The sequence below is a fragment of the Corynebacterium tuberculostearicum genome (assembly GCF_016894265.1).
GTDB lineage: Bacteria > Actinomycetota > Actinomycetes > Mycobacteriales > Mycobacteriaceae > Corynebacterium > Corynebacterium tuberculostearicum_D.
Map to the genome: position 1 here is coordinate 1,092,967 of NZ_CP069791.1, position 12,783 is coordinate 1,105,749.

Genomic DNA, 12,783 nt, shown 5'->3' on the forward strand with positions numbered 1-12,783 from the left:
TAAATGCCTAAGTTCCGGAAGGAGTAGGCTAAGGTACTTGTGCAGAAATACAACAATCTTCGCGTGCAAAGGATCCATCCACGGTGAAAATTTCTCACACACTCGGCGCGGGCGTGGTCAGCGTTCTCGCCGTGACCCTGACCGGATGTAGCGTTCTCCAGCCGGAAGAAACAGGGCTCGGGGACAATATCACCGTCTCCAGTTCCGAAGAGGCTCCGTATGAGGCCAAGGACACCGACGATAAAGAGGTCACCTCTAACCTGGCCGAACCCGTTGAGGATAAAGGCCTTGGCGTGAGCTGGGAGCTGCAAGGAGTGTATTCCGATAATAACTCCGGTGGCTCCGTGGTGACCATCCTGCTGAAGAATGAAAACGACGTGCCCTTGCCGGTCGACGCCTTTGAAGATCCCACCCTTGAGCGTGCCGACGGCAACGGCGGCTGGGCCAAGATCAACTCCTTGCCCTATGACAAGGAATCTGCCCCAGACGTGGAGCCACCGGGGCTCGATCACCCGTTGGGCGCGGGCGCTTCGGTAAACCTGCAGTACCGCTTTGACGTCACGCCAGGCAATCTGTGGAATGCTCGCTTGCACATTGGCAACGTGACCTGGGTAGGAGACCTTAATCTATGACGGAACTTGTAGTCTTGGCCTCTGCCGCGGGTGAACCCATCGGCACCGCTCCCAAGGCCGAAGTTCATACCACCGATACTCCGCTGCACTTTGCCTTCTCCGCCTGGCTAACCTGCAGCGGCAAGGTGCTGGTAACCCGCCGCGCGCTGGGTAAACTCACCTGGCCCGGGGTGTGGACCAATGCCTTCTGCGGCCACCCCGCCCCCGGCGAGGAAACCGCCGATGCGGTGCTGCGCCGCGCCATCTTTGAGCTGGGTATTGCGCCTGGAGACCTGTCTACCCCGCAGCTTATCCTGCCGGATTTTTCTTATCGCGCCGTGGATTCCTCGGGCACGGTAGAAAATGAAATCTGCCCCGTGTACACGGTGGATCTTTCTGCCGACGCCGCGTGGGAACCCAACCCAGACGAGGTGGATTCCTATCAATGGGTCGAGCCGGCGCAGCTTTTCGCCGCGGCCGATGCCATGCCCGGAGTCTTTAGCCCGTGGATGATTGACGAGCTAGCGGACGATAAATTGCGCGCTGCGCTGTAATTTCGGTGCGCCAGTTTTATAGGTCATCTTCGTCGTAGAAGGCCGCGGCCACATAATCCAAGGTGGCATAGGCTAAGCGGCGCTCGTCCGTATCCAGGTCAAATTCCAGCACGTTATGGTCATCGCCGTAGCTGGGGAATCCGGGCTCGCCAGTGGTGGCAAAGTGGCGCAGCCATTCATTGAGCTCACTGGCGGGGGTTTCCTCGCCGGCCTCGTTTCTGCTTCCGTCAAAAAGAGGGCCCAATTCCGCACAATGCGCCGCGGGGGAATGGGTGCGCGTAAACTCCATCATCCACGTCGGGCCTGGGGCATGCGCAGCCACCTGGGCGGCCCACCGGCGCACGGCGGCGTCACCGATGAGACGGCCCATTGGCCGCTGCGGATCCACGTAGTGCGCTAGCTGCCGCCACTGCTTGAAGTGCTCGTGCGATATGCCAAATTTGGGCGAAAGGTAGCTGGTAATAAAACCGGCCAGCGCCATCTTGTCTATGCGCTGCGCGGCGGGCATATCGTAGAACTCATCGCGGGTAGAGGTCACCACGATGGGAATATCCGCCAGCTCCTCGGCCTGCAATGGGGCAGGACCTAAAGCAACGTCGAAGCGGTATTTCTTGCGGAATTTGGCATACCCCTTGGCTAGCGATTCTGGGTCCAATTTCTCCAGAGCTTGGCGCGTTATGGACACACCGAGGCACTTGCGCAGATCCGCCACGCGGTGCTCAAAACGGTCGCGCGGGAATGCTGGCGAGAGTGCCAGTACGCGGCGGAAACCACCCCGGAAGTGATCGCGGCGCGCCAGCCATAGGCTCATCGCTGCACCGGCGGACTGGCCCACCAAAGTGATATTGGTCTTATCCCCGCCAAAGGCCTCGATATTGTCCTGCAACCATTCCAAAGCCAGCAGGCAGTCATCGATGCCGCGGTAGCGGTCCGCCTCATCGCCATCAAAGCGCGCGAAGCCAGCCAAACCGACGCGGTAGCCCACCTGCACTTGAATAACGCCGTGGCGCGCATTTGTCGTACCCGTAAGACGCGGGTCTTCGTGCGTTCCGTGCTCGTAGCGCCCGCCATGGATATAGACCACGACGGGGCACTCGGCGGCGTCGGCAGGCGCGGTAATAGACAGCGCAATGTCGTCTGGATGCGGCTCGCGGGCATCCTGGTCACAGGTGCCCTCTAGTGGCTTGGCGGGGGAGAAGGGGCTGGGTATGGTGCTATAGCGCACCGAGTGGAAATAGTGCAGGCCATCTCGGCGCACGCCGGTAATCCGGCCGGAGGCGGTGGCAACGGTAACGGGTATTTGGGCACTCGACATGTCTGCCAGATTACCGCGAGCAAGTAGGATGAGGTGCCATGGAGTGGTTGACGAGCTTGGGCAGCACGCTCTCGCAGTTTTTGGTGCAGGCGCCCGTATGGATACAAATGATCATCGTGGTGGCTATTGCCTTGCCACTCATGGTGGTCATCGCCTGGTGCCTCATGTGGGCAGTCGACCGCGTGGCCAACCGCGCCGCAGGCGTGATTTCTCAGCAGCGCAACCGCCGCACTAAAGTAGACTACCATGGCTGAGGAAAACAACGAGCGCGCACAGCAGGAACGCGCCGAGCTGCGCGCCAATCCGCGCGAGGGCCTCTGGGACCCCGAGTCCAAGCGCGCCGCCCAGTCTTCCGCCGCAACAGATACACCGGGCGCGCAGCCGATAAAGCGCAAGCGTGCCCTGCCCAAGTCCCGCGTCTCGCTCACGCTGTGGACAATGATCGCCCTCATCATCATTGTCGCGCTCATTGGCCTGTGGACTTAAAGACCCCGCCGATGGAGCCGCGCGGGAAAATCCAGTGCTAGCTCTTGCGGCTGGTGGATTCCAAACGCTGGAAGAATTCCAGCCCAGGAAGATCCTCGATAAGTAGGGCATTACCGGCCGTATCGCACAGCGGCACGCACCAATTGGGATAAAGCTCGTGGGTAGTGCCCGGCTGATTTTGCGCGCGTACATCACCCACCATGTCCACCAAGCTGGTGCACACAAGCGCCGAAGGCGTGCCAGCGATATACCGGTGCAGGGCCACGCTGAGATCCTCCTCCGCGCCGCGGGAGGCGCGCCCATCCGGATCCACGCGGTAATCGCGCTGCGGCAATAAGCCGCGGTCAGCTACCGCTCCCAGCACGCGGGCCTGCCACTCGATGTCATCGTGCTGCTCATCATCTACCGAGCGGTTCAGCACGCCCAAACGCGCGCGGAGTGAAATATGCTCGCCGCGCAGGTACGCCAAGGTCGGCGGCAGGTCGTGCGTATTAACCGAGGACAGCGCCAGCTTGCGGTACTTTTCCTGTGGCAGCGGGGAGTAGTTATCATCATCTCGTTCAAACCATACGATGGATGTTCCCAATACCGCCTTGTGGGCGAGGACATCTTGTACCCATGGCTCCAGGGTGCCGAGGTCCTCACCAATGACCACCGCGCCGGCGCGCTCTGCTTCTAGCGCCAAGATACCCACCATGGCCTCAAAGTCATAAGAGACATAAGTGCCCGTCAGCGGGCTGGCCATGCGGGGGATCCAGTACAGACGGAATAGGCCCAAAATGTGGTCCACGCGCACGCCACCGGCATGGCGCAACACGGTGGAGAGCATCTCGCGCCACGGGGCATAGCCGGCAGCGGCCAAGCGCTGTGGGTGCCACGGCGGTTGCGACCAATCCTGGCCTTGCTGGTTATAGTCATCCGGCGGTGCACCTACCGAACATTGCGGCGCCAAGTATTCGGTGAGGTTGACCGCATCGGCGCCACCCGGGTGCACACCCACGGCCAGGTCGGTGACTAGGCCGAGGCGCATGCCGGCATCGAGCGCGCGCTGCTGGGCGGCGGCCAGCTGCTCATCGCACAGGAATTGCAGCCAAGAATAAAAGCGGGTGAGCTTGTCCATATCCAGGTCCTCGGCATGGCGCTGGCCCGATTGCGCCGCGGCATCCTGCTGCGCGCACCACGCCGCGAAATCACGCAGTCCACGGCCCTCCTCGCGGGCGTAGCGCACGAAGGCCTCCTCACGCTCCGGGGTGGGCTGGTAATTAAAGAGCTCGCGCAGCACCTGTAGTTTGGCCTCAAAAATGGTGTCGCGCTCAATTTCCTCGGCGCTGCGGTTGCGCTGGCGAAACTCCTCCGCCAGCTCGCGCACATCATCCTGTAAGTCCTCTGGCAAGAGCTTGAGCTCCGGGATGGATTCGATGTGCAGGTAGAGCGGGTTGATAAAGCGCCGCGTGGTAGGCAGGTAAGGCGAATTTTCCACCGGCGGCAGCGGCTCGGCCGCATGCAGCGGGTTGACCAGCAAGAAATCTGCGTGCGGGGCGAGTGTTTCTGCCAGCTGGCCTAAGTCCTGGAAATCACCAATGCCCCACGAGAAATCCGAGCGCACCGAATAGAGCTGCGCCATCACGCCGCTAATCGGGCGCTCCACAAATTGATCGGCCGTAGAAAGGCGCGCCGGGGTAATGATGAGCGGGCTGGCATGCTTGCCGATGCCCCCGGACTCCAGCACCAATTCGTGGTAACCCATGGGCAGGTCCCCGGGAATGTGGAAGCTCGCCTCGCCCCAAAGCGTGCCATCGACGTTGGCGTCCGGGGCATCATTGGGATCCTGGTAGACCTCGCGGATGCCGCCGCCTTCTAGCTCGATGTGTAGGTCGGTCGCAGCGCCAGCGTGGACGTGGACTACAAACCCGCGCTCTAGGCCCTGCGGTGCGACGACGCAGTGGGGGAGGGGCTGGGAGGAGCGGTCCAAGTAGTCGTCGTAAAGCAGCTGCGTTAATGCTGCATCGTCTGGGTCGTCATCGATATTGATGCTCAAGGCGCGCAGGGTATAGATGATGGTGTCTTCAGCGACGTGGACGGGGAAACCAGACTGGGAGGTATAGCTGGTGGCCACACCGTGGCGCTGGGCGAGTTCTTCAAGCAAGGCGCGGGTAGTCACAGGCCACATTGTGCCACGGGTGCAACGCGCCTGCTGGGGAACAGATTGGTACAGTAGGCGGAGATTAATAATTAGCTGTTCGAAAGGACACCGCGTGACCCTGCAAGAAGTCCACACCCCAGCCCAATTTACTATCGAGCCGGGCGAAACCTGCTTGACCGCCCTGATGGACACCGCCAAGAAGCGCCCACATGGCGTGATGTTTACTCGCCCTGCCAACTACGAATGGGTCAACGTCACCGGCAAAGAATTTATCGATGAGGTTTTTGAGGTAGCCCAAGGACTCATCGCCTTGGGTGTGGAGCAGGGAGACCGCGTCGCGCTGATTTCCGCCACCCGCTATGAGTGGTCCCTGCTGGACTTTGCCATCTGGGCCGCCGGTGCGGCCTCCGTGCCGGTCTATCCTTCCTCTTCTGCCTCCCAGGTGCGCTGGATTATTGAGGACTCAGGCGCCGTGCTCGCCATCACGGAAACCCGCGAGCATTCCGAGCTGGTTGAAAACCTGGTCTTGCAAGAAGACGGCGAGCCCAACCTCAAGGGCTCCCCCTCCCAGCTGCGCCGCGTGCTGGAAATTAACTCCTCTGCCATCGATACCTTGAAGTTCGAGGGCCGCGGCGTGGCCACCGAGGAGGTCTACGCCCGCATCAAGGCCACCTCCACCGATGACCTGGCCTCCCTGGTGTATACCTCGGGCACCACTGGTCGCCCTAAGGGCTGTATCTTGACCCATCGGAATTGGCTGGCCCAGACCCGCGGTCTGTGCACCAACCCGATTGGCATCTTCGCCGTGCCGGGCAGCCATACCTTGACCTTCCTGCCGCTGGCACACGTCTTTGCCCGTGCGGTATCCATTGCGGTGGCCATGCGCGGTGCCTCCCAGAACCACTGGTCCGATTTTTCCACCATTTCTATCGAGTTTGCCCGCTCCCGCCCGAACGTCATTTTGGGTGTGCCACGTGTCTTTGAAAAGGTGCGCAACTCCGCTGCCGCTAAGGTGGCCGATTCCGGCATCAAGACCTTGCTTTTTGAGCAATCCGAGAAGGTAGCCATCGAGTACTCCAAGGCTTTGGATAAGCCGGAGGGCCCGGACCGCCTGCTGAAAGCCAAGCACAAGGTCTTTGACAAGCTGGTGTACTCCACCATCCGCAAGGGCGTGGGTGGCAACGTGAACTATTGCATTACCGGTGGCTCGGCCATGGGCCATGACTTGCTGCACTGGTACCGCGGTATCGGCATCCCGGTCTATGAGGGCTATGGCTTGACCGAGGTCGCCGCCGCGGCCGCGGTGGACTTTGTGGATCACTCTATCGGCACCGTTGGCCCGCCGATGGGTGGCGTGACCTTCCGCATCAATGAGGAAGGTGAAATCTGCATCAAGGGCGATATCGTCTTCCACGGTTACTGGAATAATCCGGAAGCCACGGCCGAGGCCCTCGAGGATGGCTGGTACAACACCGGCGACCTAGGTGAAATTGATGAGGACGGCAAGCTTGTTATCACCGGCCGCAAGAAGGATCTCATTGTCACGGCCGGCGGCAAGAATGTCTCGCCTGGCCCGATGGAGGATATCCTGCGCGGACACCCGCTTATCTCCCAGGCCATGGTGGTAGGCGATGGCAAGCCCTTCGTCGGCGTGCTGCTGACCCTGGAGCCGGACATTTTGAAGCGCTGGAAGCTGGACCACAACATTCCGGAAAATCGCTCCATGCGCGAGCTGGCCACCGACCCGACCCTGCGCGCGGAGCTGCAGGATGCCATCAACCAGGTCAACGCCACCGTCTCCCACGCGGAGGGGATTAAGAAGTTCTACATCCTCGAATCTGACCTTACCGAGGAAGAAAATGAGCTGACCCCCACCATGAAGGTCAAGCGCAACGTGGTTTCGCAGCGCTACGCCGCAGCCATCGAGCACCTGTACAAGCGCTAGGCTGCGCGGTGGGTACACCCGAGGGAATTCCCTCGGGTGTTTCTTTTTGCCCTGCTTGCCGACGCCCCCTTCTGCAGCTCACCTCACCATCCTCACCCCAGTGCGGGCGAACCTGCCATAAACCTGTGAATGGCTTCGGAGTGTCGCGCGCTCGCGGCGGCGGATCTCGCATAAAGTCGTGAGGCGTTACAGCAAACCTCAACCTCTACTAGAGGTTAGAAATGGGACCGTGGAAGGAGTGGCTCGAAGCCAATGCACAAAATCGCCGCCGAGCTGCGCCACCGCGAGCTTACGCAAGAGATTTACAATATCGGCGACGAAGTCGCAGAATATCTCGAGCACCTCATTGAAGCCATCGAGGATTGGGACGAAGAGCTGTGCATGGATTGCCTAGCTGAGCTGGGCGATATCGTCGAAGACGCCCGCGTTGACTCCGGCCGTTGTGTAGGCGAGCTAATGGGCCTGCGCCAAGCCCTGGTCTCTGGTGTACGCTCCGGCACCATTTCCGCCGCTTCTTCCGGCGTGAATGACGTGGAAGAGCCGGAACAACTTACCCCGCGCTTATTGGATGAGCGATTCCCCATCTCCAAGCCCATCGTGGTGCACGAGCTGGCCGAGTCCCTGCGCTCTCGCACCCAGGCCGTGGCGGATTACCTCCGCGAGGTAGTCGAGCACGTGCTCGCGCAAACCGACGCCGTGGCCCGCAACCTCGATATGGTCTCCCTGCCGCACCTGTACAAGCGCACCGGCGAGTCCGCCCTAGTTGCGGTCCAAGCGTGGAAGCATACTGTGCTCGATACGCACCCAGCCTATGTGCGCACGATGCGCGGGCATAACCCGCCACAGTTCCTAGAGGAACGCGCTCGCATTGCCGCGGTGGTAGAAAAGGTCCGAGCCAAGCGCGAGGCTGCCCGCCGGGCTACAACTGCATAAACCACATAGACTTCCTTGTTTCACGCAAGGGGATGTTCACGGCCACCGAGATTCCCTCTCTCGGTGGCCGTTGAAGTTTTCTGCGCTAGGGTGCCCCAATTCGGGGAAGTATTTAGGGAAAATTTAGGTTAACGGCCGTTCCATATAACTTTTGTTATTCCTGTTCAGCGGCTTGGGTGCTGTATCCAGCGGTATTGTTGCTGGATCAACCTTAAAAATCTAAGTAGAAAATATTCTCAACGCACTGTAGGGCATTCCCCGTCCATGCGAACGACGCGACCTAGCACCATCCACACGCGGCGCGCGCAATTTCATTCCTTAACCACACCTACAGGGAGTTAATCTATGGGCGCACGCCGAACTTCTTGCCTCATTGCCAGCGCAGTGGCCGTAGCCACCTTCTCTTCTATTACCGCCGTTCCTAGCGCCGTCGCCGCCGACGACACCACCTTCGTTGAGGAAAGGACCACCGACGATACCGTTAGCCTCAACGTCATCGAACTCGATGAGGACGGCAACCTGCTGGAGGAAAACAACGCCGGCGATAAGGCGATGGAAGAACTCGACGCGGAAGAAGACGCCGCCGAGTCCATCACTCCGTACGCCGTAGACGGCGCGGAGGAGACCGCCGAGGCTCCGGCTTCTGAGGATGCTACCTCTGCAGAGACCACCCCATCCGAGTCCGCAGAAGAGACTTCTACTGAGGAGATTTCTGCAGAAGAAGCGGCCACTGAAGAGCCGACCTCTGAGGAATCCACTGAGCCTTCCACTACCGAAGCTGCGGTTGTTCCAGGCCAGGACGGGTAGGACGGCCAGGACGGCGTAGATGGTAAGGATGGCGAGAACGGCTGCGATGGTATCAACGGTAAGGACGGCAAGGAGGGCAAGGACGCAGACATGTCTTCCGTCGCAGGGTTCTCCTTCTTGGCTGCACTCGTAGGCGGCGGCACAGTGCTGGGCATCTTGTCCACCACTGACTACTTCTACACCCACGGCATGCTGCCGAAGAACAGCGTTCCATGGCGCATCAACCAGTAAGACTTTCCTTTTTGCAGGCGAAGTTTCGGTGGATTCGCTTGCGAGGCATTCGCCATCGCCCTCCCTTCGCGCTCACCGGCGCAGCGGATTCCGCGGCGAAAGCGCCGCTGGTGAGCGCGAAGGGCGGGGTAGAGGAAGGCGGGAGGCAAGAAGCGTGGACTTAGGCAGAACGCGCGGCCTTTTGTCTGGCGGTGATGGTGGAAATGAGGTCGGTCAGGAAAAGAGTGGGGTGGTCGATGAGCTGCCGAGGGGTATAGCAGAGTACGGTGAAGCCGGCCTCGCGCAGACGTCGGTGGCGCTCACGCTGATGGGCAAGCGCCTTCGCGGGGATGATGTCGATGAGGTAGGCGCTGTTGATGCATAGGGCGGTCGTGATGCCGGGCAACGCGGTGAACGGCGCCTCGAAGAACATGGGCCAGGGGAAATCGGCCTCAATGAGGAGGGCGCGGGCGAAAGACTCGTAGGGAGAGCGGGAAAGAGGTGAGGCGTGGTGGATTACGGCACGGACGATGCGGCTATTGCGCACCCGGCCCATGCGGGCAAACTCTTCCTTGAGGTCTTCCCGGCTGAGGCCGGAACGCAAAGCCGAGTCGGCGGCGATGAGGCCGTCGGTGAAGCCGTGGTAGCGGGCGACGTCGATAACCGCGCGGGCCTTGGAGACACACCGGGTGCCGTCCACAAGGACGGGCTCAGGAAGTAAAGCCTTGCGGTAGATGCGCTCGGGATGGCGGCGGTCCTTGTGCGGAAGCGTATTGGTGGGAAGGGCCATTTCAATCTTTTCCTCGGCTGTGGCGATGACCCACAGTCCGTGCACGCGGGCGGCGGACTTGGAGATGAGCACCGCGGTATAGGCGCTGCGGGCGGCGGCGATGGCGCGCAGGCGCAGCTGGGAGGGGAAGTCGAGGTAATGGTAGTGATCGCGCCGGACTGCGATGCGCGGTGCGAGCTTGAGGTAGGTGCCGTTTTTCAGGTCGGTCCAGAAGGTGGGGTGGTTGGCGCGGATGGAGTCGATATTGGTCAGTGGTGGTGTCATGCCTCCTAGGAAAGGGGACGCTGCCGGCCGGTGCGAGGAGGTGGCGGCCGGGCCTGTGGATAACAAGGTCGCAGGGAAAGGCGAGTGAGCGAAGTGGCGGCTGGGAAAGTTACGGTCACAGTTATCCACAGTCGGGGACAACAGCCCTTGCGCGCGGGTGCGAAAACGGCAAAGCCCGCGCCGGCCACAATGAAGCGGCACGGGCGCGGGCGAGGGCGAGGACGCGGCAGGAACTAGACGGCCGGGGGAGGGGTGACCTTATCTAGCTGCTCGGTAATCTGCGGCCACAGTTGGCCCATGATGTCGTCCCAGGTAAGGATCCACACGGCGTTGTCCTTATCGGCCTTGCCCACCATGACGAGCTGCTCGTTGCGAGCGCGCATGTGGTCCAAGGTCTTTTGCACGGTGGTGGAAGAAGACACGGACAGGGCAGGGCGGGAGAACTCGAGAACCGGGGTCTCTGGTTCTGCCAGCAAGGTATCGCGCACGTGGACCACGCGGGGGACGCGGGAGTCCTTAGGGAAGACCAGCACGCGCATGATGTTCTTGCGTACGACGAGGTCTTGGAGGTCGTCCACGGTGGCGTCGGAAGGCAGGGGCACTACCTCCGAGCCGTGCTCGCGGGCCATGGCGCCCACAGTGGAGTTTTCCAACTCGATGACATCAGAAATCTGGTTGGCAGACTCATCGTCCAAAGCGCCGGTCTCGCGGGAGTGCTCGACCAAGGTGCGCAGGGTTTCGGCGTCGTAGCCGGCCGCACCGGCGCGGTCGACGGGCTCTTCGCCGGCCATGGAGACCATTTTGTTAGCCATGACGTTGATCCACTTCAGCAGCGGGCGGAAGATCCACACGAAGCCGCGCGCGGGGACCGCGATGAACTGCAGGGCGGTCTCCGGGTGGGTAATGGCCCACGACTTCGGCGCCATCTCACCGAGTACGAGGTGGAGGAAGGTGACGACGAAGAGGGCGAGGAGGAAGCTGACGACGTCGGCAATGCCCAGCGGCAGTCCCGCGGCTTCTAGTGGTGCCATGAGCAGGTGGTGCACCCAGGGCTTGGTTACAGCACCGAGCACAAAGGTGGCGGCGGTAATGCCCAGCTGCGCGCCGGCGAGCATGATGGTCAGCTCATTGAGCGAGCGCAATCCGGCGCGGGCGGTACGGGAGTTTTCCGCATCCTCTTCCAAGCGGTTGCGGCGAGCGCCCATCAAGGAGAACTCGATAATCACAAAGAAGCCGGAAGCGGCGATGATAAGGAGGGTAACGAGGAGGTTAAACCACCACGATTCGGTCATTATGCATCCTCCTTCTTATCGGCATCATCGGAGTGGTCGGAGTAATCCTCCACCAACTCGATGGCGAGCACGGACGGTACGTGGCGGTCCACCTCTTGCACGCGCAGGCGGAGGGAGCGGACGGGTGCTTCATCGTGGTCAACCCAGTCATCGGGTTCGGCCTCGAGCTGGATGGTGTGTTCCTCGCCTACCTCAGGCAGAGCACCGGAGTGGGCAATGACGAGGCCGGCGACAGTCTCAAAGTCGCCCTCAGGCAGGTCGTGGCCGATGGCGCGCTCGATCTCATCAATCGGCGTATCGCCGTCGACCAACCAGTGGGATTCGTCCTGCTCGGTGATTTCCTCGGTTTCTTCGATATCGTGCTCATCGGTGACATCGCCCAAGATTTCCTCGGCCAAGTCCTCCATGGTCACGATGCCTACGAAGCCGCCGTATTCATCGATAACGCACGCCATCTTCTGGTCGCTATCGCGCAGCTCTTCCACCACATCCGGCAGCGGCATCAACTCAGGGACCACGACGGCCTCCTGCATGATGCTGGTGGCCTTGGTGGCGGCGGGAAGGTCGCTTCCCAGGACGTCGATAAGATGCACCACGCCGATTGGATTGTGCTCATCGTCGATGACGGGGTAGCGCGTGTGGTCGGTAGACATCATCTCGCGGACCTCACCGAGGGTGGTGTCCGGGTCAATGACGTCCACGCGGGAGCGCGGAATCATGGCGTGCTCAACGTCGTGCTCGGGGAAGTCCAGCAGGCGGTCGAGCACCATGTAGGTATTTTCATCCAGATCGCCGGCCTCATGGGAGGAATCCACGATGGATTCCAGGTCATCGGCGGTGGCGGAGGAATCGACGTCTTCCACCGGTTCGATGCCAAAGACCTTGAGGATGGCATTGGAAGAGTACTCGAAGAAGTGGATGAGCCAGCCGAAAATCCGCAGGTAAAGCTGCGTGGAGGCGGCCAGCCAGCGCGCCGTCTTCATCGGTGCGGCGATGGTGTAGTTCTTGGGGAAGAGCTCCGCAAACAGCATCGTCGCAATCGTGGAGATGAAAAGTGCCGCGATGGTACCAACGGTGACTGACACTGCGGACGGAACGCCGACGCCGCCAAGCAACGTACCCAGTCCCTGGCCCACGAGCGGCTCGGCCACATAGCCGATGAGCAGGCCGGTAATCGTAATACCGAGCTGCGCGCCCGAGAGCATGAAGGAGGTCTGCTGAGTAATAGCCAGCGCGCGTTGGGCTGTCTTATCCCCCTCAGCAGCCTGGGTCCGCAGCTGCGTGCGGTCCACGGACATAAAGGAAAATTCCTGGGCCACGAAGTATGCATTCGCGACGATGATGAGGCCGATGACTACGAAGCCGGCCAAGATCATCACAATAGCCGATAACATGATTTACTCCCCACCGCCTAGAAGGTGGCAGGGACATCG

13 protein-coding genes are annotated in these 12,783 nt (G+C 61.0%); 8 read left to right on the top strand and 5 right to left on the bottom strand.

The window, feature by feature from the left end:
• Positions 1-83: 83 nt before the first annotated feature.
• Both I6J28_RS05325 and idi read left to right on the top strand, forming a co-directional pair.
• Entirely contained in the window at positions 84-632 is a 549-nt protein-coding gene (locus tag I6J28_RS05325) for a hypothetical protein (RefSeq protein ID WP_204611230.1), read from the top strand.
• Complete coding sequence (idi, locus tag I6J28_RS05330) at positions 629-1,165, top strand: isopentenyl-diphosphate Delta-isomerase (protein WP_204611232.1); 537 nt, start codon at positions 629-631, stop codon at positions 1,163-1,165. Before I6J28_RS05325 ends, idi begins: the two co-directional genes overlap by 4 nt.
• Before the next feature lie 16 nt (positions 1,166-1,181).
• On the opposite strand, the gene I6J28_RS05335 is transcribed toward idi, so the two are convergent.
• Positions 1,182-2,480 (bottom strand): carboxylesterase family protein, encoded by a 1,299-nt coding sequence (locus I6J28_RS05335; protein WP_204611233.1) that lies wholly within the window; start codon positions 2,478-2,480, stop codon positions 1,182-1,184.
• 38 nt (positions 2,481-2,518) lie between these two features.
• Between I6J28_RS05335 and I6J28_RS05340 the strand changes: the two genes are divergently transcribed.
• Together I6J28_RS05340 and I6J28_RS05345 are read left to right on the top strand one after the other, a co-directional pair.
• On the top strand, positions 2,519-2,734 hold the full coding sequence (locus I6J28_RS05340; RefSeq protein ID WP_204611234.1) for a hypothetical protein: 216 nt from the start codon (positions 2,519-2,521) through the stop codon (positions 2,732-2,734).
• The gene (locus I6J28_RS05345) at positions 2,727-2,966 is read left to right on the top strand and encodes a hypothetical protein (RefSeq protein WP_204611235.1); all 240 of its coding nucleotides are present in this window, start codon (positions 2,727-2,729) and stop codon (positions 2,964-2,966) included. Before I6J28_RS05340 ends, I6J28_RS05345 begins: the two co-directional genes overlap by 8 nt.
• A gap of 37 nt (positions 2,967-3,003) precedes the next feature.
• Here the strand turns inward: I6J28_RS05345 and malQ are convergent, their stop codons facing one another.
• Positions 3,004-5,127 (bottom strand): 4-alpha-glucanotransferase, encoded by a 2,124-nt coding sequence (gene malQ, locus I6J28_RS05350; protein ID WP_204611236.1) that lies wholly within the window; start codon positions 5,125-5,127, stop codon positions 3,004-3,006.
• A gap of 94 nt (positions 5,128-5,221) precedes the next feature.
• Between malQ and I6J28_RS05355 the strand changes: the two genes are divergently transcribed.
• The 4 genes from I6J28_RS05355 to I6J28_RS11730 all read left to right on the top strand — a co-directional run bounded on the left by I6J28_RS05355 (position 5,222) and on the right by I6J28_RS11730 (position 9,025).
• A complete protein-coding gene (locus I6J28_RS05355) occupies positions 5,222-7,054 on the top strand; it encodes an AMP-dependent synthetase/ligase (RefSeq protein WP_204611237.1) in 1,833 nt (610 codons plus the stop codon).
• Between the two features lie 252 nt (positions 7,055-7,306).
• The gene (locus I6J28_RS05360) at positions 7,307-7,987 is read left to right on the top strand and encodes a hypothetical protein (RefSeq protein ID WP_204611238.1); all 681 of its coding nucleotides are present in this window, start codon (positions 7,307-7,309) and stop codon (positions 7,985-7,987) included.
• Between the two features lie 345 nt (positions 7,988-8,332).
• On the top strand, positions 8,333-8,794 hold the full coding sequence (locus tag I6J28_RS05365; RefSeq protein ID WP_239454662.1) for a hypothetical protein: 462 nt from the start codon (positions 8,333-8,335) through the stop codon (positions 8,792-8,794).
• A 90-nt stretch (positions 8,795-8,884) separates the two neighbouring features.
• Entirely contained in the window at positions 8,885-9,025 is a 141-nt protein-coding gene (locus I6J28_RS11730) for a hypothetical protein (protein ID WP_239454663.1), read from the top strand.
• A gap of 160 nt (positions 9,026-9,185) precedes the next feature.
• On the opposite strand, the gene I6J28_RS05370 is transcribed toward I6J28_RS11730, so the two are convergent.
• The 3 genes from I6J28_RS05370 to I6J28_RS05380 form a co-directional block, all read right to left on the bottom strand.
• A complete protein-coding gene (locus I6J28_RS05370) occupies positions 9,186-10,058 on the bottom strand; it encodes a hypothetical protein (protein ID WP_204611239.1) in 873 nt (290 codons plus the stop codon).
• Positions 10,059-10,291: 233 nt separating this feature from the next.
• Positions 10,292-11,350, bottom strand: a complete 1,059-nt coding sequence (locus I6J28_RS05375; protein ID WP_204611240.1) for a CNNM domain-containing protein — start codon at positions 11,348-11,350, stop codon at positions 10,292-10,294.
• Entirely contained in the window at positions 11,350-12,744 is a 1,395-nt protein-coding gene (locus I6J28_RS05380) for a hemolysin family protein (RefSeq protein ID WP_204611243.1), read from the bottom strand. Before I6J28_RS05380 ends, I6J28_RS05375 begins: the two co-directional genes overlap by 1 nt.
• Positions 12,745-12,783: the final 39 nt, after the last annotated feature.

Bases quoted from the DNA above. Each gene is read 5' to 3' on its own strand.
- idi (WP_204611232.1), top strand. From the start codon at position 629: ATGACGGAACTTGTAGTCTTGGCCTCTGCCGCGGGTGAACCCATCGGC.
- I6J28_RS05335 (WP_204611233.1), bottom strand. From the start codon at position 2,480: ATGTCGAGTGCCCAAATACCCGTTACCGTTGCCACCGCCTCCGGCCGG.
- I6J28_RS05340 (WP_204611234.1), top strand. From the start codon at position 2,519: ATGGAGTGGTTGACGAGCTTGGGCAGCACGCTCTCGCAGTTTTTGGTG.
- I6J28_RS05345 (WP_204611235.1), top strand. From the start codon at position 2,727: ATGGCTGAGGAAAACAACGAGCGCGCACAGCAGGAACGCGCCGAGCTG.
- I6J28_RS05360 (WP_204611238.1), top strand. From the start codon at position 7,307: ATGCACAAAATCGCCGCCGAGCTGCGCCACCGCGAGCTTACGCAAGAG.
- I6J28_RS05365 (WP_239454662.1), top strand. From the start codon at position 8,333: ATGGGCGCACGCCGAACTTCTTGCCTCATTGCCAGCGCAGTGGCCGTA.
- I6J28_RS11730 (WP_239454663.1), top strand. From the start codon at position 8,885: ATGTCTTCCGTCGCAGGGTTCTCCTTCTTGGCTGCACTCGTAGGCGGC.
- I6J28_RS05370 (WP_204611239.1), bottom strand. From the start codon at position 10,058: ATGACACCACCACTGACCAATATCGACTCCATCCGCGCCAACCACCCC.
- I6J28_RS05375 (WP_204611240.1), bottom strand. From the start codon at position 11,350: ATGACCGAATCGTGGTGGTTTAACCTCCTCGTTACCCTCCTTATCATC.
- I6J28_RS05380 (WP_204611243.1), bottom strand. From the start codon at position 12,744: ATGTTATCGGCTATTGTGATGATCTTGGCCGGCTTCGTAGTCATCGGC.